Annotated in this window: 16 protein-coding genes; 6 read left to right on the top strand and 10 right to left on the bottom strand. The window is 61.1% G+C overall.

Annotation, left to right across the window (positions count from 1 at the left end; genetic code table 11):
• Nucleotides 1–11: 11 nt before the first annotated feature.
• On the bottom strand, nt 12–824 hold the full coding sequence (locus I6E52_RS09165) for an aldo/keto reductase (RefSeq protein ID WP_197156531.1): 813 nt from the start codon (nt 822–824) through the stop codon (nt 12–14).
• A gap of 76 nt (nt 825–900) precedes the next feature.
• On the bottom strand, nt 901–4,371 hold the full coding sequence (locus I6E52_RS09160) for a bifunctional proline dehydrogenase/L-glutamate gamma-semialdehyde dehydrogenase (protein WP_197156529.1): 3,471 nt from the start codon (nt 4,369–4,371) through the stop codon (nt 901–903).
• Nucleotides 4,372–4,498: 127 nt separating this feature from the next.
• Between I6E52_RS09160 and I6E52_RS09155 the strand changes: the two genes are divergently transcribed.
• Nucleotides 4,499–5,392 (top strand): LysR family transcriptional regulator, encoded by an 894-nt coding sequence (locus I6E52_RS09155; protein WP_197156527.1) that lies wholly within the window; start codon nt 4,499–4,501, stop codon nt 5,390–5,392.
• 70 nt (nt 5,393–5,462) lie between these two features.
• Here the strand turns inward: I6E52_RS09155 and I6E52_RS09150 are convergent, their stop codons facing one another.
• The 7 genes from I6E52_RS09150 to I6E52_RS09120 form a co-directional block, all read right to left on the bottom strand.
• The gene (locus I6E52_RS09150) at nt 5,463–6,455 is read right to left on the bottom strand and encodes a LacI family DNA-binding transcriptional regulator (protein ID WP_197156525.1); all 993 of its coding nucleotides are present in this window, start codon (nt 6,453–6,455) and stop codon (nt 5,463–5,465) included.
• 68 nt (nt 6,456–6,523) lie between these two features.
• Nucleotides 6,524–7,945 (bottom strand): GH1 family beta-glucosidase, encoded by a 1,422-nt coding sequence (locus tag I6E52_RS09145; protein ID WP_197106965.1) that lies wholly within the window; start codon nt 7,943–7,945, stop codon nt 6,524–6,526.
• Nucleotides 7,945–8,856, bottom strand: coding sequence for a carbohydrate ABC transporter permease (locus tag I6E52_RS09140; protein WP_197156523.1), 912 nt, complete (start codon nt 8,854–8,856; stop codon nt 7,945–7,947). Before I6E52_RS09140 ends, I6E52_RS09145 begins: the two co-directional genes overlap by 1 nt.
• Complete coding sequence (locus I6E52_RS09135) at nt 8,853–9,950, bottom strand: carbohydrate ABC transporter permease (RefSeq protein WP_197156521.1); 1,098 nt, start codon at nt 9,948–9,950, stop codon at nt 8,853–8,855. The genes I6E52_RS09140 and I6E52_RS09135 overlap by 4 nt, the downstream gene beginning before the upstream one ends.
• 69 nt (nt 9,951–10,019) lie before the next feature.
• On the bottom strand, nt 10,020–11,333 hold the full coding sequence (locus I6E52_RS09130; protein WP_197156519.1) for an extracellular solute-binding protein: 1,314 nt from the start codon (nt 11,331–11,333) through the stop codon (nt 10,020–10,022).
• 256 nt (nt 11,334–11,589) lie between these two features.
• Nucleotides 11,590–12,138: a thioesterase family protein gene (locus I6E52_RS09125; RefSeq protein WP_197106961.1), complete on the bottom strand. Its 549-nt coding sequence runs from the start codon at nt 12,136–12,138 to the stop codon at nt 11,590–11,592.
• Nucleotides 12,139–12,205: 67 nt separating this feature from the next.
• Nucleotides 12,206–13,114 (bottom strand): endonuclease/exonuclease/phosphatase family protein, encoded by a 909-nt coding sequence (locus I6E52_RS09120; protein ID WP_197106960.1) that lies wholly within the window; start codon nt 13,112–13,114, stop codon nt 12,206–12,208.
• 184 nt (nt 13,115–13,298) lie between these two features.
• On the opposite strand from I6E52_RS09120, the gene I6E52_RS09115 reads away from it, so the two are divergent.
• From I6E52_RS09115 to I6E52_RS09105, 3 genes are read left to right on the top strand one after another with little or no spacing between them, the layout of a single operon-like run.
• The gene (locus tag I6E52_RS09115) at nt 13,299–16,802 is read left to right on the top strand and encodes a bifunctional RecB family nuclease/DEAD/DEAH box helicase (RefSeq protein WP_197156517.1); all 3,504 of its coding nucleotides are present in this window, start codon (nt 13,299–13,301) and stop codon (nt 16,800–16,802) included.
• Between the two features lie 47 nt (nt 16,803–16,849).
• Nucleotides 16,850–17,170 carry a nucleotide pyrophosphohydrolase gene (locus I6E52_RS09110; protein WP_197156515.1) on the top strand — a complete coding sequence of 107 codons (321 nt, stop codon included), beginning with the start codon at nt 16,850–16,852 and terminating at the stop codon, nt 17,168–17,170.
• Nucleotides 17,100–18,947, top strand: coding sequence for a DNA/RNA helicase domain-containing protein (locus I6E52_RS09105; RefSeq protein ID WP_307842467.1), 1,848 nt, complete (start codon nt 17,100–17,102; stop codon nt 18,945–18,947). Before I6E52_RS09110 ends, I6E52_RS09105 begins: the two co-directional genes overlap by 71 nt.
• A gap of 333 nt (nt 18,948–19,280) precedes the next feature.
• On the opposite strand, the gene I6E52_RS14630 is transcribed toward I6E52_RS09105, so the two are convergent.
• Complete coding sequence (locus I6E52_RS14630) at nt 19,281–19,622, bottom strand: DUF6361 family protein (protein WP_374059104.1); 342 nt, start codon at nt 19,620–19,622, stop codon at nt 19,281–19,283.
• Nucleotides 19,623–20,180: 558 nt separating this feature from the next.
• On the opposite strand from I6E52_RS14630, the gene I6E52_RS09095 reads away from it, so the two are divergent.
• The gene (locus I6E52_RS09095) at nt 20,181–21,185 is read left to right on the top strand and encodes a sigma factor-like helix-turn-helix DNA-binding protein (protein WP_197156511.1); all 1,005 of its coding nucleotides are present in this window, start codon (nt 20,181–20,183) and stop codon (nt 21,183–21,185) included.
• A gap of 105 nt (nt 21,186–21,290) precedes the next feature.
• Nucleotides 21,291–24,110 (top strand): DUF1156 domain-containing protein, encoded by a 2,820-nt coding sequence (locus tag I6E52_RS09090; RefSeq protein WP_231601806.1) that lies wholly within the window; start codon nt 21,291–21,293, stop codon nt 24,108–24,110.
• The last annotated feature ends 1 nt before the right edge of the window (nt 24,111 follow it).

Genomic DNA, 24,111 nt, shown 5'->3' with positions numbered 1-24,111 from the left:
GCTAGCGCGAGCTAGTGCCCGATCTCGTCAGAGTCAACGCCAGAGCCGGGCACGTCGATTGCCGCGATCGCTTCAAGGTCGCGGGAGTCGAGCTCGAAATCGAAGATCGCAATGTTGTCGGCCAGTCTCTCGGGGTTGGCCGACTTCGGAATAGCGACGAGACCGTTTTGTAGGTGCCAGCGCAGCGCAATCTGAGCCGCTGAGCGCTCGTGCTTGGCCGCGATCTCGAGCAACACTGGCTGGTCGAGCACGCCCTTGATGGGGCTCCACGCTTCCGTGACGATTCCGCGGGAGTCGTGATAAGCGCGGTCGTCGAGGCGAGCGTTGGTCGGCGAGAGGTCAACCTGGTTCACGGCCGGAACGGTAGCGCCCGCATCCGCCAGCACTTCAAGGTGCGCAGGCTTGAAGTTGGAGACCCCGATCGAGCGAACGAAGCCGTCGGCCTTCAGCTTCTCAAACGTGCGCCACGTCGAGAGAAATTCGCCGCGCTCGGGCAGCGGCCAGTGGATCAGCAGCAGGTCAACGTAGTCGAGGTCGAGGCGCTCGAGGCTGCCGCGAAGACCCTCAATCGCGAGGTCGTCGCCCTGAAAGTCGCCATCGAGCTTGGTCGTAACGAATAGTTCGTCGCGGTCAATGCCGCTGCGACGGATGCCCTCGCCCACGCCCGCTTCGTTGCCGTATCTCACCGCCGTGTCGATGTGGCGATACCCGAGCTCGATGGCGGTCGGAACCACGACAGCAACTTCAGCATCGCTGAGCGGCCACGTGCCAAGACCAAGCTGGGGGATGCTGTGGCCGTCGTTGAGAGGAATCGAGGGGATCATCCTCTTAGGCTAAACGACGCTCAGGGCAGTGTGCGAGGACTCGCTGTAGCGAATCCCCGCACACCCTGTGAGTTCTTTAGACCTCGAGTGCGGCCATGGCCAGATCGGGGTTTCCGAAGCGGTGTGCTGTGATCGACAGTGACTGCTCTTGCACGAAGATCAGCAGTTCAACGCGACCGGATGTCGTGACTTCTCCCGACCACACAGCGACGTCAGGGTTTCCGCCAACGGCTTCTGCGAGATCGACAGAGGAACCACCGATGAGGCGCACCCGGCTCGTCTTCAACTCGCCCTTAGCCGCACGCTCGTTCCAGCGAGCATCCGACTCAACACGAACCTGAGCAACCGAGACTCCGGCATTTCCTGACTCGAATGATTCGGTGAGCAGCGACGGCAATGGAATAGCCGAGCTGATGTGAATGGTCGCGCCGATACGAGCGGCACCGGCGATCATGCGCACCAGGTGGCCGAGCGGTTGACCGTCTGACAGGCGAATGGTCACGGGCACCGGGCGATAGCGGAAGACGTTGCGTTCGACGCCGAGTCCTGACACGTCGCGGCTAACACCGAACTCTGTCTCCCACGCGCGCTGGTCGCTTTCGGCGGCACGACGAACACGGTCGAACTCGTCGAACTCCATGCCCGACTGTGCCTTCTTGATAACCGAAGAGACCTGGTCGCTGAGACCGCGGACCTGAATGTCGCGAGCGGCGGGCTGCTCTACAGCCTTCCACTGCCCGAGGGTCATCAGGTAGTTGGGTCCGCCAGCCTTGGCGTGGCAGCCGACGGCTGAACGCTTCCAACCGCCAAAGGGCTGGCGGCGAACGATGGCGCCGGTGATTCCACGGTTGACGTAGGCGTTTCCGGCCTGAACCTCATCGAGCCAGCGAGCAACCTCGGTGGGATCGAGCGAGTGGATGCCCGCAGTCAGTCCGTAGTCCACGGCGTTCTGCATCTCGATCGCTTCGGTGAGGTTCTTGGCACGCATCACGCCGAGAACGGGGCCGAAGTATTCGGTCATGTGGAATTCGCTGCCCGACGCGACACCGGTGCGAACTCCGGGAGTCCACTGCTTGCTTTCGTCATCAAGCTGACGTGGCTTCACGAGCCAGCTCTCGCCGGGAGCGAGAGTGGTGAGGGCGTTGAGCAACTTGCCCTGAGCAGGCTCAACGATCGGGCCCATCATGGTGAGCGGGTCCTGAGGGAGGCCAACGCGCAGGGTGCGTACCGAGTCAACAAGCTGACGCTCGAAGCGTTCGCTCCTGCCGACCGAACCGACCAAGATCACGAGAGAGGCCGCCGAGCACTTTTGCCCTGCGTGTCCGAAGGCGCTCTTGGTGACGTCGGCGACGGCGAGGTCGAGGTCTGCGCTCGGCGTCACGATGATCGCGTTCTTGCCACTGGTCTCCGCGAGAATCGGCAAGTCATTGCGCCAGGAACGGAACATTGCTGCGGTCTCCCACGCACCGGTCAGGATGACGCGGTCAACAGCAGGGTCGGCAATCATGACGCGACCGAGTTCACGATCCTTCAAATCAACGAAGGTGAGCACGTCGCGCGGCACTCCGGCTTCCCAGAGAGCTTCGACCATCACTGCGGCGCTGCGCTGCGAGAGCTTCGCCGGCTTGATGATGACACCGCTGCCGGAGGCGAGAGCCGAAAGGACGCTCCCTGCCGGAATGGCGACCGGGAAGTTCCACGGCGGAGTAACGACGATAAGCCCCGACGGAATAAAGGTGGCGTCTTCGATCTTTTCCAGATCGAGCGAGCGCTCTGCGTAGTAGTGCGCGAAGTCGATCGCTTCACTGACTTCAACGTCGCCCTCAGCAATGGTCTTGCCTGCTTCGTTGGCCATGACCTCGATGAGGTGGGCACGGGAGTTCTCGATGGCGTCACCGGCACGGTGCAAGATTGCGGCGCGCTCAGCGGCGGGCATCGCACCCCAGCGGCGTCCTGCAGCCGTTGTCGACTCGAGGATGCTCTTCATCTGTTCGGCGGTGCTGACTGCCCCAGCCGTGACGGTGTCGATACCGAGCTGCGACTCTCCACTGCGCGCCAAGATCGCCCGACCCCACGTGCGGTTATCGCCAATGGCGGGATCAGTGTCGGCAACGTTATCGAAGGGGCGGTCGCCGATGATCGCAGCAGGTGTGGAGCGGTTCTGAACGCGGTTGGTGGTCTGAGCCGGCACGTCGAGGTTCGCGAGCGAAGCCAAGAATCGGTCTTGCTCGCGCACGAAGATGTGTTCGTTGCTGGAGAGTTCGAACAACCCCGACATGAAGTTCTCGGTGCTGGCGTTCTCTTCGAGGCGACGTACGAGGTAGCTGATGGCCGAGTCGAACTCGGTCGGCTGAACAACGGGCGTGTACAGCAGCAGGCTGCCGACATCCTTTCGGACCGCTTCGGCCTGGCCGGTAGCCATTCCGAGGAGCATTTCGAACTCAATGCCGTGTGTTACGCCTCGCTCTTGAGCGAGGTGCCAGGCGAATGCGATGTCGAAGAGGTTGTGGCCAGCAACACCGATGCGCACGGCATCCACGTGCTCAGGGGTGAATGCCCAATCGAGCACACGCTTGTAGTGAGTGTCGGTGTCTTGCTTGGTTCCCCAGGTAGCCATTGGCCAGTCGTGGGTGACAGCGTCAACGTGTTCCATCGCGAGGTTGGCGCCCTTAACAACGCGCACCTTGATACCGGCGCCACCGCGAGCGCGACGAGCCATCGACCAGCGGGTCAGTTCCTGCAGCGCGGTGAGGGCATCCGGCAGGTACGCCTGAAGCACGATGCCGGCTTCAAGTTCGAGTAGTTCTGGCTGGTCAAGAAGCTTCTCGAAGACCGCGATGGTGAGTTCGAGGTCTTTGAACTCTTCCATGTCGAGGTTGATGAACTTCTTCTGCGGCGAGCGCAGTGCGAGCAGGTAGAGCGGGGTGAGGCGGTCGACAACACGGTCGACAGTCTCATCGAAAGCCCACATGGAAAGCTGCGACACGACCGACGACACCTTGATGGAGACGTAGTCAACGTCATCCCGGTTCAGAAGCGCGCGCGTTCCGGCGAGGCGCTTGTCTGCCTCGTCGTCACCAAGAACGGCTTCGCCGAGCAGGTTGAGGTTGAGGTTGACACCTTCACGACGCAAGTGCACGAGAGCCTTGTCGAGCTTGGCGGGAGTGGCATCGATGATGAGGTGGCCAACCATGCCGCGGAGAACGCGACGAGCGATCGGAACGATGATCCACGGGAGCAGAGGCGCGAAGCCGCCGCCGACCATGATCGCGAAGCGGAGGTACCACGGCAGGAAGGCCGGGATGATGTGCGTGAGGCGCTCGAGGTTGCGGCCGGCGACACGCAAATCTTCGGGACGCACAACGGTGTCAATGAAGCCAAGAGTGAACTCGAGTCCGTTCGGGTCTTTCAGCACACCGGCAAGGCGCGTGGCACTCGCGTCGGTGGGAAACTCTTCACTTTCAGCCAGCCAGCGACGAACGGTGGCCACCGTTTGGTCGGCAATCTGCTGGTGTGAAGCATCGAGGTTGTCGGTAGAAGTTGACATGCTCACGAGAATAGGCCTCCGAACGGGGTTGTGGCTGGAACTCTCAGTGTGCGCCCGGGAGTGCCTTTAGCAAAAGCGACGGAAATCGCATGGTTTCAGTTAGAATTAGTTAACGATTGGCGGAGAAATGCTCGATGTTAGACGGCTGCGACTTTTGCGAGAACTCAAGCTTCGCGGCACCATCGCCGCAGTGGCAAACGCCCTCAGTTACACGCCGTCTGCAGTCTCCCAACAGCTCGCTCTTCTCGAAGAAGAAGCGCGGGTTCCCCTGCTCGTTAAAGCGGGTCGCCGCGTGCAGCTCACCCCCGAAGCCGAGCTCCTCGTAGAGCACACCGTCGCCCTCCTCGAACGCCTCGAACTCATGGAAGCGGAGATCCACTCCTCTCTCACCGAAGTGCGCGGAAAGGTACGTCTCGCCGTATTCCAATCGGCAGCGCTCGGCATCATTCCGCAAGCGCTCAGCATCATTGCCGAAGAACACCCCCAACTGCGCATCGAGATGACCCAGCGCGAGCCCGAGAGCGCCCTCTTCGAAACCTGGACGCGAGAATTCGACCTCGTGATCGCCGAACAGTATCCCGGCCATGCCGCGCCCCGGCATCCCGATCTCGACATGCTCCCCCTCTATGCCGACGAACTCTCGCTCGCTGTTCCTCACGAGAGCGGAATCATGAGTCTCGCCGACACCACCCAGAGTGCCTGGGTGATGGAACCCCGAGGCACCGCATCCCGCCACTGGGCAGAACAGCAGTGCCGCCGCGCAGGGATAGAGCCCGACGTGCGCTACGAAACCGCCGACCTTCAGGCCCACATCCGACTCGTTGAATCAGGCCACGCCACCGCGATCTTGCCCGGTCTGGTCTGGGGAACACGCACGCCGACCGTCGCTTTGCGGCCGATGCCCGGCCTTCCCCGACGCACCGTCTTTACGTCGGTGCGCGACTCGAGCGTCAGCCGCCCATCGATTGTGGCGTGCCGAGAAGTGCTCGAGCGAGTTGTTCTCGCGCTCGCGCCGGAGTAGCCTCGACGGCTGCCGGAGTCGCGGCTGAGGCTGCTGCAGTCGCTGTGGCGGATGCAGCGGCGAAACCTAGCTACGCAGAATCGCGGATGACGAGCTCAGTGTCGAGGGTCGTCACGGTGTCGACCGGTCGGTTTTCAATCAGGCCGACTATCATTTCGGCCATGCGTCGGCCCATCTCGACGGAGGGTTGACGCACTGTCGTCAGTGGTGGAGTCGCGGTGCTCCCATAGTTGTCGTCGTCGAAACCGACCACGGCGATATCGTCGGGCACGGAGAGCCCGGCTTCGCGGATGGCCGAATAGGCGCCGATGGCCATCTGGTCGTTGGCCGCGAAGATGCCGTCGATGGGCTCACCTCGGGCCAGCAGGCGTCGCATTGCTTCTGCTCCGGAGGGCGGCGAGAAGTCGCCGACTTCCACCAGATCGCTCGTGAGGCCGTGCTTGCCAAGAGTGGAGTGGAAGGCAGAAAGGCGGTCTACGCCCGGGGGCATATCTTGCGGGCCGGCGATCGTAGCTAGCTTGGTGCGACCGGAAGCAATCAAATGCTCAACGGCAGTGCAGGCACCAGCGAAGTTGTCGACATCCACGTAGTAGTTGTCGCCGCCAACGTCGCTGAGCGGGCGCCCACCGAACACGACGGGCAGGGTGCGGCTGAGCTCAGAGTAGGAGTGGTCGCCCGTGTGGTGCGAGACCACGAGAGCGCCATCGACGTTGCCGCCGAGGAGGTAGCGCCGCGTCTTGTGTGATGCAGCCCCTGACTCGATGATCATGTTGAGCGTGTAATCAGTGTCTTCGAGATAGAGCGCAACGCCCTGCACGACCGCCGCGAAGAAGGGATCATCGAAGACCTTGGCTGCCGATTCCGGAACCACCATCGCGATGGCCTGCGTCTTGCGACTCACGAGCGAACGGGCAGCGCGATTGGGCACGTAGTTGAGCTCGTCGATGGCGGCCTGAACGACAGTGGCAACATCCGGGCTCACCTTAGGGGAACCGTTCACCACTCGAGACACGGTGGCGCGCGAAACACCTGCCTGTGCCGCCACCATTTCGAGTGTTGGCATGGCCCCGCTGCGCAGTTTCTCCGCCACGAGCTCGCTCTCTCCTAGAAGGTCCTGCCTAACCCTAACGATCAGGAGGCCTTCTTCGTGGCAGCGATGTGGGCTGCGTATTCCGTGGCGCTGCGTTTCGGGATGCGCTCCTGGGTGTCGTAATCGACGTAAACAATGCCGAAACGTTTGTTGTAGCCCCACGCCCATTCGAAGTTGTCGAGGAGCGACCACACGAAGTAGCCGCGCACATCAGCACCGTCGGCAATGGCATCCGCCACAGCCTGGATGTGTTGCGCAACGTAGCTGGCACGCTGCGGGTCGTCGATCGTGTCGCCCTCACGAGTGTCGTCGTAGGAGGCACCGTTTTCGGTGACATACAGCGGCGGCAATGTGGGGTACTCCTTGCCCAAGCGCACAAGGAGGTGCTGCAAACCGCTCGGGTTGACCTCCCAGTCCATGGCCGTGCGCGGAAGGTCGCGAGGGGGCATCGTCACGAACTCGCTGCCGACAAACATGGAGCGACCGGGCTTTGTGGTGGGCCGAAGTCCGGGTGCTGCATCGGCGGGAGCGGGATGCCCGCTCACGTTGTCGTCGTGGTAGTGATTCACTCCCAAGAAATCGATGGGGGCGGAGATGATCTCAAGGTCGCCCTCCTGCACATACTGCTCGAAGTTGTAGTCGCGCATGTCTTCGAGCACGTCAGCCGGGTAGGCGCCAAGCACGAGCGGCTCTAAGAACATGCGGTTCCAGATGCCGTCGATGCGACGAGCCGCGTCGAGGTCAACGGGATCGTTCGGATCGTTGGGCACGGCGTTGGTGAGGTTCAGCGTGATGCCGAGCTCGATCTCGCGGCCCTTCGCGGCAGCAAGCGAACGCAGTCGCTCCGCGGCCAAACCGTGAGCCAAGTGCTGGTGGTGCAACGCGGCAAGGCCCTGATTCGGGTCAGTGAGACCGGGAGCGTGCTCCCCCGCGATGTAGCCAATCAGCGAGGAGCAGAGCGGCTCGTTGAAGGTAGTCCAGTGGCTGACGCGATCGCCGAGCGCGGTGTAGACAGCTTCGGCATAGTCAGCGAAACGGTACGCGGTTTCGCGGTTGGCCCATCCGCCCTTCTCCTGAAGCGCCTGCGGCAGGTCCCAGTGGTAGAGCGTGAGCCACGGCAAGATGCCGGCCTCCAGCAGCGAGTCAACAAGACGACTGTAGAAGTCGAGGCCCTCGGCGTTGGGCTCGCGGTCGCCGGGAACAACACGGGCCCAGCTGGTGGAGAAGCGGTAGGAATCGAGCCCCAGCTTCTTCATCAACTGCACGTCATCGTTCATGCGGTAGTAGTGGTCGACCGCAATTTCGGGGGTGTCTCCGTTGGCGACGGCGAGCGGCTGGCGGGCATAGTGATCCCAAATGGAATCCTCTTTGCCGCCTTCGTGAGCTGCTCCCTCGATCTGGGCAGCCGCGGTGGCGGATCCCCAGAGGAAGCCTTTCGGCCAGGTGGTGGTGAGAGTGTTCATTAGCCTTTTACTGCTCCTGCCATGATGCCCGAGACGAGTTGCCGTCCGGCGAGAATGAAGATGATGAGCAGCGGCAAGGTGGCGAGCACCGCTCCCGAAAGCACGACCGAGTAGTCCACGTATTTTGCGCTCTGCAGTTGGCTCAGCGCAACCTGCAGGGTCGGATTTTGTGGTGCAACCAACAGCGGCCACAAGTAATCGGTCCACGCGGTCATGAAAGTGAAGAGTCCGAGGATCGCCATCGCGGGGCGGGCCGCGGGGATTCCGACGTTCCAGAAGGTGCGGAACATATTGGCCCCATCGACACGGGCCGCTTCGATGAGTTCGTCAGGAATGACATCCACTAAATACTGGCGCATGAAGAACACCCCGAATGCTGTCACGAGCGTTGGCACGACAACGGCGCCGAGGGTGCCCGTCCAGCCGAGTTCTTTCATGAGCATGAACTGCGGGATGATGCCGAGTTGGGTTGGCACCGCGAGCGTCGCGATCACGAAGATCATGAGCCCTTCGCGGCCCTTGAAGCGCAGCTTCGCGAACGCATAGCCGGCCAGAGTCGAGAAGAAGATTACCGAGGTCGTGATGATCGTCGAGACGATGATGCTGTTCAGCAGCGACTGCCAGAACGGAACGGTGGAGAGCACTTCGCCAACGTTGATCCAGAAGCGACCGCCGGGCAGCAGCGGCGGCCAGGTGGCGGTGATGGCCGTGTTGTCACTTGAGCCAACAACGTACGACCACCACAGCGGGTACGAACCGCCGAGGAACAGGGCCATCAGCAGGCCATAGATCAAGAAGCCGGGGCGTTCGGCGAGTCCACGGGCGCGGCCGCGACCACGGCGCTTCTCGTCGGCTAGGGCCTTCTTGTCGGCGGCGCGATCGGGGGTTCGTGTGGGGCTCGTGGTGCTCATGAGCTCTTCTCCTCGTCTACGACGGATGCCGCTGGCACGCCGGTGGGGTTGGCCGCGGTGGTGGCACGGTAGCGCGCAAGTTTCTTCGCTCGACGCTTGGAGATGACCTTCACTTCGGTGGAGGCAATCTTGCGCGAGATCATGAAGTTCAGCAGTCCAATGCCGACGATGATGATGAAGAGCAGCCACGCGATGGCCGAGGCCTTGCCGAAGTCACCGCGGTTGAAGGCCATATCCCACAGGTACAGCACGGTGGTTTGGTACTCGCGATGAGCGCCGCCGAGGTTCGCGCTGGTGGGGTTGAAGAGCTTCGGTTCGGTGAAGATCTGCAGGCCACCGATCGTGGCGGTGATGATCACGAAGATCATGGTTGGCCGGATGCTCGGCAGCGTCATCGAGAAGAAGCGACGCACGGCGCCCGCTCCGTCCAGGGATGCCGATTCGTAGATGTCGCGGGGAACTGCCTGCATCGCGGCGAGCAGGATGAGCGCGTTGTAGCCGGTCCAGCGCCAGTTGACCATCGTTGCAATCGCGAAGTGGCTTGCGAAGACTTCGCTCTTCCACATCACGGGCTCAATGTTGAACGAGGTGAGGATGTTGTTGATGAGCCCATACTTTTCGCCGAACGCACTCGAGAAGATGATGGCGACTGCGACCGGGGTCACGATGTACGGGATCAGGATGCTCATGCGCCAGAACGTCTTGGCGCGCAGGTTTTGGTCGAGAAGGGCCGCAATGAAGACGGCGGCGACAAGCTGCGGAATCGCACTGAGCAGGAAGATGCTCATGGTGTTGAAGAGCGAGTTCCAGAAGTAGGGGTCGTTGAGCTCGGCGACATAGTTGTCGAAGCCGATCCATTCACCGGCACCGCTCAGGATGTCCCAGTCGTTGAGCGAGACCACGAACGTGTAGACGAGAGGGAAGAGCCCGATGAGTGCGAAGAGCACAAAGAAGGGGGCGATGTAGAGGTAGGGGGACGCTTTCACGTCGAGGCGACTCAGACGCTGCCGCCGGGTGAGCTGTGTCGCGTTGCGCTCGGAGCGCTTCTTCGCCTCCCCTTCATCAGGTCGGGGCGGGCTCGTCATCGTCGTCATGAGATATCGCTTTCAAGAAGTGAGGCCCCCGGCCAGGGGATGACCGGGGGCCTCGATTGCTGCTGTGGACTAGTTGAGGTCGAGGTTCTTCAGAACCTCAAGCGCGTTGTTCCACGCGGTGTCACCGTCAACACCCGAGTCGAGTTCCTTGGTAGCGGGGCCGAAGACCTGCTCCTGGATAACTGAGTCGTTCGGGCCCTTGAACTGCGAGGTCACGCCTTCTGCACGCGATCCGAGGATCGTGCCGATGGGAGCATCGTTGAAGAAGGTGCTGAGCTCGCTGGTGCCGGTTACTCCGTCATCCGTCTGAGCTTCGATCACGCTGGGGAAGGTTCCTGCAGCCTGGAAGGCAGCAACTTCGGACTCAGCCGAGGTGAGGTAAGCGGCGAGCTTTGCTGCCTCTTCCGGGTGCTCCGACTGGGTCGGAACGGTCAAGAATGCGCCGCCCCAGTTTGCTGCTCCACCGGGGAAGACGTCTGCGAAGTCCCAGCCAGTGCTGGCGTCTCCGCCTGCTGCTTCAACCTGTCCCTTGACAACACCGAGCATCCAGCCGGGGCACATGAACGTAGCGAAAGAGCCATCAGTGAAGGCCTTTCCCCCGCCCCAGTCCCACGCGCTCTGCTCAGCCGAGAGGCCGGATGCTGCACCGTCGGCGAGGAGGTCCCACTGCGACTTGAGGTCGGCGTTGCCTTCGATGTCGATCTCACCGTCTGCGGTGTAGTAGCCCTCGTCAAGCTGGTTGACCATGGCGTTCCAGACGAAGCCGGAGTGGTCGTAGAAGGCTGCGCCGGTTGCGGCGTTGTAGTCCTTGCCGACCTGGAAGAAGTCTTCCCAGGTTGCACTGTCGCCACCGAAGAGTTCGGCTACGGCGTCGCGGTCAGACGGCATGCCGGCTTCTTCGAGAAGGGCGCCGTTGTAGCAGAGGCCCTCGGGGCCGATGTCGGTTCCGTAACCGATGATGCGGCCGTCGGCGTCGGTGCCCTGAGCGAGCTTCCAGTCGACCCAGCGGTCCTTGATGTCGTCTGCGCCGTATTCGCTGAGGTCAACGAACGTGTCGGAGACTTGCATGACCTGGCCGAGCCATCCTTCTTCAACGGCCTGAACGTCGGCGAGACCGGCGCCTGCTGCCTGCTTGGTCTTCCAGTCGGTCAACGCGTTTCCACCGGTGTCGATGTTGGTTGCCTTGATGGTGATGTTGGGGTTCTCGGCTTCGTACGCTGCGTACAGTCCGTCGAGTCCCATCGTGCCGAAGGTGGTCACGGTGAGGGTGATGGGGCCATCGCTGTCTCCACCGTCAGTTGCTGAACAACCGGTGGCGAGAAGAGCGAGAGATGCTGCGCCGGCGACGGCTGCAACCATCTTGGTGCGTCGTTGAGATTTCACGGTCACTTCCTTGTGAATGAGGGTTATTGGTGTCCGAAAGAGACCCCCATCAGGAATGAGAGCGCTCTCACGATTGCAGACTGATCTTATGAGAGCGCTCTCTCGATTGTCAAGAGAGCGCTCTCACACAGCTGAAAGTCATACAAATCACTGCAAACGCTTGCTGCGATCGGATGCCGCTTAACGCCCGACAACCCCCGCGGTGTCGCCGGAGTACGGGCGAGATGCGGGGGTTGTCGGTGAAAACTGGAGGCGCTTACTCCCAGGTGCTGGGCGCATCGGCGCGACTGACGGGCAGCGCAACATGATCAGCCCATTCTTGGACCCAGTCGGGCATGACGGGTTGTTCGTCATCCCAGCCAATGGTTTCGAGAAGTTCGGCAACGCTCACGGTGCCGCCAGAGCTCCGCAGGAAGCGGGCGCGGGTCATCGCCTGGGCGTAAATCTGGCCGTCGACCACAAAACGTTGCTCGACAAAGACAGCCTTGTCGTCGTAGCCGACAACGCGTGATTCGAGCTGGAACTTCTTCCACAGATCGAGCGACTTGCGAAAGCTGATCGTCTCGTTGGCCATCACCGGGTAAAACCCTTTGGCCCTAAGCTTCTGCCAACCTCCGGCGCGGATCAACAGATCCATGCGACCGATATCCATGATGGAGAAGTAGCGGCCATTATTCATGTGGCGCAGCAGGTCAACATCGGTCGGCAGAACCTTCATCGTCATGCTGCCCACATCGGTGATGCCGAGGGCCGATCGTCGCGTGCTGAGGATGCGGTGCAAGATGGTGCGGAAGATCAGATTCACTCGCCCAGATTAGGTGAATCGTGATCGACTCCGTGAATCGTTTGTAGGGATGCTCTAGCGAGTGGAGCTATTTTGCCCCGGCAAAACGCACAACAGCCTGCACGGGCGTGTGATCCGACGGCCAGCCGCCCGCATACCGCGTGACGTTGATGCCTGCCTCCATCACAGTCACATCGGGCGTTGCAAGAACCCAGTCAATCCGCTTGCGATTGTGCTTCGGCGGGCCGTAGTTGGGGAACGTGCCCCACACCTGGGTGAGACGCTCCTCGGCGGTGTTCCACGTGTCTACGACCAGTCCATTACCGGTGAGCTGGCTATAAGGGTGAGTGTCAGCATCCGTGTTGAAATCGCCGGTCAGGATGCTGGGGTGCGGTGTCGCCTGCACGATGTTTCTCAACGCGTCGGCGGAGTGAAGGCGAGACGTGCGAGACCGGTGGTCGAGGTGCGTGTTCACAGCCTGAAAGTGGATGCCGGTGGCGAGGTCGCGGAAGATCGCTTCCACCACAACGCGAGGCGTGCGATTGCCCCACGAGACCGATCCCGGAACATTCGGAGTATCGGAGAGCGCCGACTGCCGCCACTCGACCACCTCCAGACGAGTGGAGTCGTAAAAAATGGGGCAGCCTTCGCCACCCGTGTTCCTCTCGCGACCATGACCGAGCGAACGGTAGTGCTCCCCCAACGACTGGCGCACAAACCGCGCCTGAGTGAAGAGGGCCTCTTGCACGCCGACCAGCGCCGGTTGTTCGGCAAGGAGAAGGCGTCGCATTAACGGCTGACGGTGCCGCCACTGGTCAGGATTGCGCGGCAAAAGCTTCGGCAGGCGCCGCCGGATGTTGTAGCTCATCACATGCAGACCGGGGGCGTCGACGGGGCCGATCATCGAGCTACCGCGCGGAGGGAACGCCAGTTGGGGCTCACGCTCCGGGGCGAGCGCAGAAAAGTGCTTCGACCGTGGGGTGGTGATTCCCGTCATAGTTCAAGCCTAGGGCGTGGTCTGGCGTTTCGGTGGGGTCGGGCGCGTGAAATGTTCGTCGAAGTGACTAGTCGAAGTGACTGGTCGATCTGCACGCTCGATCTGCGTTCCTGCGTGACCGATGTGCGCGGTAGCGGCACGGGTCAACGACGATGTCGCTCCCCGGCCATATTCTGATCGAGACATGTACCTACTCACCGACACCGCTCTCGTGACGAGCGCCAGCGATCTGACCCAAGCGTCGAACTGCGAGTTCGGGTTTCTGCGCGTGCTCGACAAGCGGTTGGGGTTTTCTACTGATCCGCTGCCCGCTGACGATGCGATGCTGGAGCGGGCGGCAGAGCTGGGAAACGTTCATGAGGCCCGGCTGCGGGATCGCTATCGCGCCGAGTTCGGTGATGCGATGGTCGAGTTCGATAAACCTCCGGGGCGGGATGCCGCTGTTTTGCGTGACTACGCCGCGCGCACCCGTGACGCTCTGCTCGCCGGTGCCCCCGTCATTTTTCAGGGGGTGTTCTTTGACGAGGACGACCCCGAGTCACCCTTCATCGGCTACGCCGACTTTCTGGTCAAGCAGCCCGACGGCAGCTATCGGGTGGTTGACTCGAAGCTCTCGCGCCACGTGCGGGTCACCGCGCTGCTGCAACTGGCGGCGTATCACGAGCAACTTCAGAAGCTCGGCGTTCCGGCAGACGGCACCGTCGAGCTCATCCTCGGCAATGATGCCTCCGAGCTCGCTGCGGTGGCCGACATCGCCCCCGTCTTTCGCCGCCGTCGGGCCCGTATGCACGCGATCATCGCCGAACATCGCGCCGAAGGTAAGCCGGTCGATTGGCACGATGAGCGGTATGCGCGGGATGGCCGCTGCAAGTTCTGCACGGAACCCGCCAAGAACGCCGACGACCTGTTTACGGTGGCAGGGCTGCGCGCCGGGCAGCGCACGAAGTTTCTGGCGGCGGGCATCCGTACCCTCACCGATCTGGCTGAAACGTCGGAGCGTCCCGAAGAACTGGCCATCCCGAAAGCCAGCTTTGCCAAACTTCACCTGCAGGCCAAGCTGCAGCACACGGTCGATCCGGCCGACACCCACGCCATCCCACCCGTCGTTGTCGTTGACCCGCGGCCGATCGCGAACCTGCCCGCGCCCAACGCCGGCGACCTCTTCTTCGACTTCGAGGGCGACCCGATGTATTCCGAGCCGGGAATCGGCGGGGTGCCACGCTGGGGCCTTGACTACCTCTTCGGCTGGGTCGATGCCGCGGGCGAGTTCGACTGTCTGTGGGCGCACTCCCATGCCGAGGAACGGATCGCGCTGCGGGCGTTCCTGGACTTCGTCACGAAGCGGCGGCAGCAGCATCCGGGCCTCCACATTTATCACTACGCCAGCTACGAAAAGACGCACCTGCTGAGCATCGCCGCCCGGCACGGTGAAGGTGAGGATGTCGTCGACCAGTTGCTGCGTGATGGCGTGCTCGTCGACCTGTACCCGATCGTGCGGGGTGCGCTGCGCATCGGAACGCCGTCGTATTCGATCAAGAAACTTGAGCCGCTCTACATGGGCGAGGCCGAACGCGCCGGCGTGACCAACGCTGCCGACTCCATCGGTGAGTATGTCGACTCCAGTGTCGCGGCCGCGAATGGCGACCTGCAGCGGGCGAACGAGATCCGTGAGGATATTGCCCGCTACAACGAGTACGACTGCGTTTCGACGCTCAAGCTGCGCGATTGGCTGCGGGCGCGGCCCGAAGTCCAAGGCGTGACGGTGGAGCCGGTCGAGGAAGAATTCGAGGGCAAGGTCTTCGAACCCAGCGCGCTCGATGTTGCGTTGCAAGCTCTCGGCGATGACGCTGAACGAGCGGACGATCATCCGACCGCTAGTGCGTATCGCATGGCCGCAGCAGCGATCGATTACCACCGGCGCGAGGTCAAGAGTTTTTGGTGGGAGCACTACGACCGCCTCGAGCAACCGTCGGAGTTGTGGGAAGACACTCGTGGGATTTTCGTCGTCGATGGCGCCCAGCTCGATCGCGATTGGCACAAGGAGGGGCGCCAGCGCACCGAGCGTCGGCACCTCTACCTGCGCGGTCAGTGGGCGCCGGGCAGCAGTGCCCCGCGCCCGGGCGGCGACGTTTTTCTCATCTACGGCGACCCGCTGCCGTATCTTCCGCCGGGCCATCGCGCCGGCGCGCGCCTCGCCCGCGGGGTTCGTTTCGCTGACCCCGCCGAGGATGAGGGCGGCATTTTCGTCATCGAATCGCGGCCCGACGACATTCCGGCGTGGGATGAAATCCCCACGCACCTCACGCCAGGCCCGCCACCCCGCGCCGACAGCATCGTTGCCGCGATCGAAGCGTGGGGTGAGACCGTCGTGGCGGCCGCTCCCGAATGGCCGGACGACGCAATGTCTGACCTGCTGCTGCGCAAGGCTCCCGCCGAGGTCAGTGCGCTTGAACCCATGACGAGCGCGGATGATGGCGTGCGCGCTGTCATCGCCTCCCTGCTGTCGCGCGAGAGTGGCTACCTCGCGGTGCAGGGCCCACCCGGCACCGGCAAGACATATCTCGCTGCTCATGTCATTCAAGAGCTGGTCGAGAAGCATCACTGGAAGGTCGGCATCACGGCGCAGTCGCACAAGGTGGTCGAGAACGTTCTCGATGCTGTCGTGCTTGACGCGAGCCTCGACCGGGACCTTGTCGCGAAGGCGGTGCCGGGAGAGTTCGGCGTTGGCTATTACGCCGATGGCCCGTTCAGTGAGTTGCCGGCGAATGGCCACGCGGGCTTTGCGCGCGAGCACGACTCGGAGGGCTACGTGATCGGCGGCACGGCCTGGGACATGACCAATCGCAAGCGGATGCAGGCCAACCAGCTCGATCTGCTGGTCATCGATGAGGCCGGGCAGTTCTCTCTCGCGAACACGATCGGCGTCGCTGCGAGCGCGAAACGCATTCTGCTGCTCGGCGACCCGCAGCAGCTCCCGCAGGTGAGCCAGGGCATCCACCCGGCGCCGGTAGATGGTTCGGCGCTTGGTCACGTGATCGGCGAGCTGGCGGTGCTGCCGGATGACTTCGGCTACTTCCTCGAAGAGAGCCGCCGCATGGATGAGGCCGTCACGCGCCCCGTCTCGCTGCTCTCCTACGACGGACTACTGCGGTCGCACGCATCAACCGAGGGGCGGATGCTCGAGGGCTTCGCCCCCGGCCTGCACTCGGTTCCGACCACTCACGTCGACAACTCCACGTTCTCTGCCGAAGAAGCTGACCGCGTGGTTGAGCTGGTGCGAGAGCATCTCGGAGCACTGTGGACTTCCGAAGCCGGCGGCAAGGCGAAGCCGCTCGCTGAGGACGGCATCATTGTGGTGACGCCATACAACGCGCAGGTGGAACTGATCCGTGGCCGTCTCGATGCTGCCGGCTATACCCGAGTCGTCGTCGGCACGGTAGACAAGTTCCAGGGCCGAGAAGCTGTGATCTCGATCGTCAGCCTCGCTGCCTCCAGCGCCGACGATGTGCCCCGGGGCCTCGACTTCCTCCTCTCCCGCAACCGCCTCAACGTCTCCATCTCGCGCGCCCAGTGGGCCGCGTATCTCGTGTACTCGCCAGCACTGCTCGACTCGCTGCCGCAGTCCGCAGAAGGGGTCGCGACGTTGAGTCGGTTCATCTCGTTGGTTGAGGGCGGTTCGTTCGTCTAAGACGACGCCCCGGCCATGCGAGCGGGGAACGCTGCTAGGTTGGCGATATGGATGAACCTTCTCTCCGAGACGAGATCAGGGCCTTCGTGGCGGAGCGCGATTGGGGACAATTTCACTCACCCGAGAATCTGGCCAAAAGCGTCTCAATCGAAGCGGGCGAGCTGCTCGAGTGTTTTCAGTGGAACTCACAGGCGGACCCAGCGCGAGTTCAAGAAGAACTCGCCGACGTCCTGACCTACTGCTTCATGCTTGCTGATCGTATGGGCTTGACCCCCGATCAAATTATTCGAGACAAACTTGCCGTTTCACGGGAAAAATACCCTGTCGAGAAAGTCCAAGGTACGAGCACAAAATATGACCGACTTTGAGATTGAGCGGGTCGCGTTCAAGAAGCAAGACATCGGGGTCTGGGCGCAGCTAAGTGCGCGAAATACCAACTGGCCGGTGGTCTATGTTCTGGACGACGCAGAAAAAACAGCAGCAGGTAAACGGTCGCGTCTCAGCGACGTTTATGTGGGCGAGTCGCGCAATGCAGCCGGAAGAATGCTGCAGCACCTCGACTCGAGCAGCAAGAGTCACCTCAAAACTGTGCGTGTGGTGATCGACAGCACATTCAATAAGTCAGCCTGTCTAGATCTAGAGTCCTACCTCATCCGTCTGCTTGCCGGGGACGGAACATATCGTGTGCTGAACCGGAACGACGGCATAACCGATTCCGACTATTACGACCGTGAGCGTTATCAGACGTCGTTCCGGGAAGTCTTCGAGGAACTACGGTCCGATGGAGTGTTCACGCGCACAATCCCGGAGATCGAGAACAGCGATCTCTTCAAGCTGTCGCCCTTTAAGTCTCTCAGCCCTGATCAAGCAATCGCCGTTGAAGATATCGTCGAGGGTTTATTCGAGAACCTCGAGAAGAGCAAACTAAGCACGATTGTGATCCAAGGCGACCCCGGCACGGGGAAGACGGTAATCGCGATCTACCTCATGAAGCTACTCGTTGACATCGCGCACTCCGAACCGCACAACGACATCGACCAAGATTCGATGTTCTCCGAGTTCTTCGCATCCGGCTACCCTCAGATCCTCGAAGGGCTGCGGCTCGGAATAGTCGTACCGCAACAGTCGCTGCGGAAGTCCATCCAGAACGTCTTCGCGAAGACACCCGGATTGACTCGGAGCATGGTGATGACTCCGTTCGAAGTAGGAGAATCCGCCGAGGACTTCGACATTTTGATCGTCGACGAAGCCCACCGCCTGAACCAGCGGGCTAATCAAGCCTCTGGGCCCCAGAACACCAAGTTCAAAGAAATCACCGAAGCTCTCTTTGGAACTGACGACAAAACTAAGACGCAGTTAGATTGGCTGCGCGCCAAGAGCCGCCATCAGATCCTGCTCATCGACGAAGCTCAGAGTGTTCGCCCCGCCGATCTCCCGCTGTCGGTGACTCGCGCTTTAGTTCAGGACGCGAAGGCTGCCAGTAATCACTACAGGCTCGCATCGCAGATGCGGGTGCGGGCCGAGTCGGATTACGTTGGCTACGTGCGCCACCTAGTCGGGGCCGCATCGATCGAAGCGAAAACTGCTCCTCTGATTCCTGAAAAGTTTGCGGGCTACGACTTTCGCCTGTTCGACAGTGTCGAGCGAATGCACGATGAAATTCGCAGGAAGGATGTCGAGTTCGGCTTGTCTAGGCTTACCGCCGGCTACGCGTGGGAGTGGAAGTCCAAGAAGCAGCCCGCCGCCTATGACATCGAAATCGACGGATGTCAGCTTCGCTGGAACAGCAAGGCGGTGGATTGGATCGCCTCCCCAAACTCAGTTGACGAAGTCGGCTCGATTCATACCGTTCAGGGATACGACCTCAACTATGCCGGCGTCATCATCGGGAATGACCTGAGGTACAACCCTGCAACTGATTCTCTGTTCATCGACCGCGACTCCTACTTCGATAAGAAAGGCAAAGAGAACAATCCAACGCTCGACAAGGTCTATACCGATGCCGATCTGCTCCAGCTAATCAGCAATGTTTACGCGGTACTCCTCACTCGTGGAATTCGCGGCACGTACGTCTATGTCTGCGATCCCGCACTCCGCGACTACTTAAAGAAGTTCATTCCGACCAGCGGTGTAGATGCGGAGTAAAAGCGGCAGGCGCAGGGTTGCCGTTTTCGCGAAGAACAGCCACGGAGAACTTACGAAACTTTCTAGTGCACAAACTGACCGCGCCACCGGCGTGATGCTCGCGATGGCCTGCGGCGATGCTCTCGGCGCCGCAGCTCGCGAGATCTGAGTAGATAGTTGATCTGCCCCATGACGTGCTCGGCGGCGGGTCCCGTCGCTCATTGAAGTCCGCGACGATCTGATGATTCTGGCAAAAGAAGCGCTTGCTCGTGGAGCGCGAGAGAACGGCCGTCAGCGCGAGTAGCGAGACTAGCCGCAAGAATACGGCACCGCTGGGCCCAGATAACGGGAGTCCTAAACAGGAGCAGCATTGTGGCCAGCAGCCTCTGCTTCTTTCATGGTGTTTCGACACTTCGGATAGTTGATGCAACCGTAAAATTGCCCAAATTTACCGGCCCGGGGCACCTCCTTTGAGGGTGGCGACGAGGTTGCGTTTGTTCTTATCCGCCCAACGTGCAATCTCCCCGGCTTCGCGGCTGCGGTGAGTGCCCGCGGAATGAGGAGCATGTAGCGGGCTCGCGTAAGCAGGGTGGAGGTTCCGGGGAAGAGTGTGTGGCTGAGCACATCGCGGATCTGCCCGATCCCGAGCTCGTCCCGGCTGTCACGGTCGCTGAAGAGGTTGACGATCTCGCGCATACGGCGTTGGTCTTCGCTCAACGCATCAAGCCACGCAATCAGTGACGACATTCTGCATTCCGCCTGCATCACCGATCGGGCATTGGTGCGCACACTGCCACACTATCGGCGAGACCAGCCAAGACGACCCACAAAAACGTCCACGACCGATGGTTCCGATTCGAACGATGTCTCCCCTGCGCTTCTTTAGTGCCGTGCTCGTAACCGTTGCCTCGTCGGGGGGGGCACCCGCCCGTTGAAAAGGTGGCCGCGCGACGAACCAGGTACTGAATGATCGCAACTCTTGAACATGATTATTTCTTACAGGGATGCCCCTGACATTGGGGGCATCCTCGCCGCCTCAACCCTGTCACCGTCGCGATACCGTGTTGTAACCGCGTTTCCACCGTAGGGAGTGCGCCGGTCAAGGCGGAAAAATGACTCAACCATCAAGCGTACGGTTCTCTTCAAGTTGTCTGATCAAAGCGGCCAGGTCCGCCATTGGCTTCCTCGAGAATGCGGTAGCAACAGTATGAGGATCTTTGAAGAAGTGTGCCGTGCCACCGCTTTGGGCCTTCGATGAGCCAGCGAACAGAAGCCACTGTTGCTCGCGAGCGCGACATCATCGCACGGCGGGCGGCCGGGGAAACCCTCGAGAGTATCGGCGCGTCATACGGGGTGACGCGCGAGCGTGTCCGCCAGATAATCAAGAAGGCCGGCGGCCCATCTTCCAAGCAATCGCACCAGGCAGCTGCTGAGGCCCGAGAAACGGCTCACCAGCTTCAGCGCGATGCTTTCACGGCCGAGTATCTGCCGATCGCGCGCGAACTCGCCTCTAAAGGAGAGTCTCTCCGGAGCGTCGTTGCGCGACTGAAAACCATCGAGCCAAGTATCGACGAGGTGTTGGCGAGTTCTGTGCTGCGGGCGTCGCGGATCGTCTTCCGGCAGGACTGGAGCGAAGACTTTATTACGGACCATTCGCTGGTCGCCGCAGTGTGGTTCATCTTTGGCGTCGACTACCAGATTCCGCCTGACACTGCACTCGCGGTGGCTACGCTAGATGCGGCAACGATCCACGATGTCGCTGCCGCTCTCGCCGAGCAGGGTGTAGACGAGATTAGTCGTTCACGAGTTCTCGGCGTCATTGCCGCGGCGCGAGGATTCGCGGGAGAGAATCCCAAGGTCACACTGACGGGCGCTCGGTACGAAACACTCCGAAGGGCAACGCTCGAGGAATGGGAAGTCAACTCTTCGCGAGGTACTCATTTCTGGCCTCCGACCCGTCAGACGGCGATGGCCAGGTTCGGTGGGTGGAATGAGACGCTCGAACGTGTGGGCCTTCGAAAGTCGAAACACGGGCGGTCTAAAGGACTTGTCAAATACTCGGCGGAGGATTACCACAACGCTTCCCTCGATTTCGTCGAGTGGGCCGACGGTGCGGGGATGAGCACTTCTGTGGATCACTACGCGGAATGGCGAAGAGGCCAAGCCGCCGCCGGCCATCAACGTCCCGCCGCCGCTTCGCTTCGTAACGTCTTCGGCTCTTGGTCTCAGGCGATCCGCTCTGCGCGCGAGAGCCTCTAAGTTATTGACGGCGCATAGTGCCAGAATGGCGTTGATGGCCGGAGCCGGGACTGAGTCCCAGGTTCGATGCAGGCACGTTATCTATACGAAGGAAACTCTGGCTTAATGAAGCGCAAACTGATCGAAGTAGCACTCCCCCTCGAGGAGATCAACAAGCAGTCAGCGCGTGAGAAATCGATTCGTCACGGCCATCCTTCAACCCTCCACTTGTGGTGGGCTCGGCGACCGCTCGCGACGGCCAGAGCCGTGCTCTTCGCGCAACTCGTGGATGACCCGAGCAACAGGGAGCTCGAGTACCGCGAAGAAGCAGCTCGTAAGGGCGAGGAGGACGTCGCCGCCTACGCCGAGCGGGCGATTCAGACGGAACGCCAACGACTCTTCAGGCTGATCGAACGAATGGTGGATTGGAACAACCTCGGGGACGAAGCGCTATTCGACGAGGTGCGAGCCGAGATCCTCAAGAGCACGAACGGCAAACCGCCCGCGATTCTCGACCCCTTCGCCGGCGGTGGCACTATCCCCTTAGAGGCACAGCGCCTGGGCTTGGAAGCACATGCGAGCGACTTGAATCCGGTAGCCGTACTGATCGACAAGGCATTGATCGAGATTCCGCCAAAATTTGCCGACCGCCCCCCAGTTTTTCCGGATGCAGCGGGGCAACGTAACGAGTGGACAAGAGCTGGCGGTCTAGCTGAGGACGTGCGTCGCTATGGGGCGTGGATTAGCGATAAAGCTGAACAACGGATTGGGCATCTATATCCGAAAGCAATACTTTCCGATGGCTCCAAGGCGACCGTGGTCGCATGGATATGGGCGCGCACCATCACCTGCCCCAACCCGGCTTGCGCAATAGAGATGCCGCTTGTTAGGTCATGGTGGTTGAGCACTAAGAAGGGAAAAGAAGCTTATCTGTTGCCGAGCGTCGCAGGTAAGCAAGTTGTGTACACGATTGGACACGGTCTAGCGAGTGCGCCGATCAAGACGGGCGACGGGACAGTAGGTCGCGCCGGAGCGATCTGTGTTTCATGCGGCGCAGCAGTACCACTTGCTTATATCCGCGAACAGAGCCGCGTGGTTGGATTCGGCAACCAACTCCTTGCAACGGTCGCCGAAAGTCAACGTACTCGTGTCTTTATCGAACCGACGATCGCGCAAGTCGATGCCGCCAATCTGGGTCGGCCAGGAACGCTCCCCGATGGGAAACTACCCGAAAAAGCTCTGTCTTTTCGAGTTCAAGCGTACGGGATGCTCGATTGGGTGGACCTATTCACGAACCGACAATTGACTGCGTTGACAACCTTCAGCGACCTCGTAGGAGAGGCTCGGGAGGAGGTATTCCAAGATGCACTCGCATCCGGGATGTCCGGGGGCGCCCGTCTCGAACAAGGAGGCACCGAAGGCGCTGCCTATGCTGATGCGGTTGCCACCTATCTGGGCATGGGTGTGAGCCGACTGACGGACATCGCCAATTCGCTCACGCGCTGGGAGAATACGAAGGAGCAGATCCGGAATCTCTTTGGCAGACAAGCGATTCCGATGATCTGGGACTTCGGCGAAGCACCCCCGTTCGGTAAAGCCGCTGGCTCATTCGGGGTTAGTCTCGGGAATCTGGTGAAGGCGCTCGAAAGGGTCCCTGCACGCCCCCCAGTCGCCAACGTTACCCAGGCGGATGCAGCTAGCCGGAGTTACGAAGGCCTTCTGGTTTCAACAGACCCGCCGTACTACGACAATATCGGATATTCAGATCTCAGCGATTTCTTCTACGTGTGGCTTCGTCGCTCATTGCGTCCAATTCACCCCTCACTGTTAGGAACGATGCTTGTACCGAAGTCGGAGGAGTTGGTAGCGAACCCCTACCGCCATGGTGGAAAAGCTGGTGCGAAAGATTTCTTCGAGCACGGATTCGAAGAAGTTTTCGATCGAGCGCGAGCATCTGCGAGTCCCGATTTCCCAATAACCGTGTACTACGCTTTTAAGCAGGTTGACTCGAATGTAGACGGCACCTCTTCAACAGGTTGGGAAACCATTCTCAGCTCGATGGTGCGCGCGGGTTGGACCATCACTGCCACTTGGCCAGTCAGATCCGAGATGGGAAACCGGATGGTTGCGTCTGGCACAAACGCGCTCGCGTCTTCTATCGTCCTTGCTCTGCGCCCCCGCCCGGAGGACGCACCCATCACAGATCGACGCGGGTTCCTTGCCGAATTGAAGTCCTCCCTGGCGGAGTCCCTTCGCGAGCTTCATCAAGGCACGGTGGCCCCGGTCGATATGGCGCAGGCGGCAATCGGCCCAGGTATGGCGATCTTCTCGAAGTACGCCAAAATTGTTCAGTCAGATGGCTCGGCGATGACGGTGCACGATGCGCTCGTGCAGATCAACACAGTTTTGGACACCGTTCGGCGAGAGCAGGAGGGGGACTTCGACTCCGACACCCGCTGGTGTGTGGCGTGGTATGAGCAGTACGGCTTTGATTCTGGTCCATTCGGAGATGCGCACACCCTCGCCACCGCGAAAGCGACAACTGTCGACGGGCTCGCCCGCGGCGGCGTAGTCAACAACGGTGGGGGCAAGGTCAGACTGCACGGCCTCGACGATCTCGCCACCGGCTATGACCCCCGCAAGGACGACCATATTTCCTTGTGGGAGGTCGTGCTTCACCTCGCCAAAGCAGTTACAGAGTCCGGTTTGGACGACGCGGGGCGTATTCTGCTGGCTGCTATCGAGCGCGGCTTTGACATGACTGAAGGCAAGGCTCTCGCGGACCTACTTTTCGTACTCTCCGAAAAACGCGGCCTTACCAAACCCGCGCTTGAGTTCAACCAATTAGCTTCCGCTTGGCCCGAGATTGTCGCAGCCTCAGTAAACGCGCCGACGACAGTCACCACCGATCCAACAATGCTTGATTTTGATTCACTGGAGGATTGAC

It is taken from the genome of Salinibacterium sp. NG253, assembly GCF_015864945.1.
Lineage (GTDB): Bacteria > Actinomycetota > Actinomycetes > Actinomycetales > Microbacteriaceae > Rhodoglobus.
This window is presented reverse-complemented; position numbering and strand designations above follow the sequence as displayed.

Excerpts from the sequence above, each read along its gene's own strand:
- I6E52_RS09110 (WP_197156515.1), top strand. The coding sequence starts at position 16,850 with ATGGATGAACCTTCTCTCCGAGACGAGATCAGGGCCTTCGTGGCGGAG.
- I6E52_RS09150 (WP_197156525.1), bottom strand. The coding sequence starts at position 6,455 with ATGCCAACACTCGAAATGGTGGCGGCACAGGCAGGTGTTTCGCGCGCC.
- I6E52_RS09155 (WP_197156527.1), top strand. The coding sequence starts at position 4,499 with ATGCTCGATGTTAGACGGCTGCGACTTTTGCGAGAACTCAAGCTTCGC.
- I6E52_RS09135 (WP_197156521.1), bottom strand. The coding sequence starts at position 9,950 with ATGACGACGATGACGAGCCCGCCCCGACCTGATGAAGGGGAGGCGAAG.
- I6E52_RS09115 (WP_197156517.1), top strand. The coding sequence starts at position 13,299 with ATGTACCTACTCACCGACACCGCTCTCGTGACGAGCGCCAGCGATCTG.
- I6E52_RS09120 (WP_197106960.1), bottom strand. The coding sequence starts at position 13,114 with ATGACGGGAATCACCACCCCACGGTCGAAGCACTTTTCTGCGCTCGCC.
- I6E52_RS09095 (WP_197156511.1), top strand. The coding sequence starts at position 20,181 with ATGAGCCAGCGAACAGAAGCCACTGTTGCTCGCGAGCGCGACATCATC.
- I6E52_RS09165 (WP_197156531.1), bottom strand. The coding sequence starts at position 824 with ATGATCCCCTCGATTCCTCTCAACGACGGCCACAGCATCCCCCAGCTT.
- I6E52_RS09160 (WP_197156529.1), bottom strand. The coding sequence starts at position 4,371 with ATGTCAACTTCTACCGACAACCTCGATGCTTCACACCAGCAGATTGCC.
- I6E52_RS09090 (WP_231601806.1), top strand. The coding sequence starts at position 21,291 with ATGAAGCGCAAACTGATCGAAGTAGCACTCCCCCTCGAGGAGATCAAC.
- I6E52_RS09140 (WP_197156523.1), bottom strand. The coding sequence starts at position 8,856 with ATGAGCACCACGAGCCCCACACGAACCCCCGATCGCGCCGCCGACAAG.
- I6E52_RS14630 (WP_374059104.1), bottom strand. The coding sequence starts at position 19,622 with ATGCGCGAGATCGTCAACCTCTTCAGCGACCGTGACAGCCGGGACGAG.
- I6E52_RS09145 (WP_197106965.1), bottom strand. The coding sequence starts at position 7,945 with ATGAACACTCTCACCACCACCTGGCCGAAAGGCTTCCTCTGGGGATCC.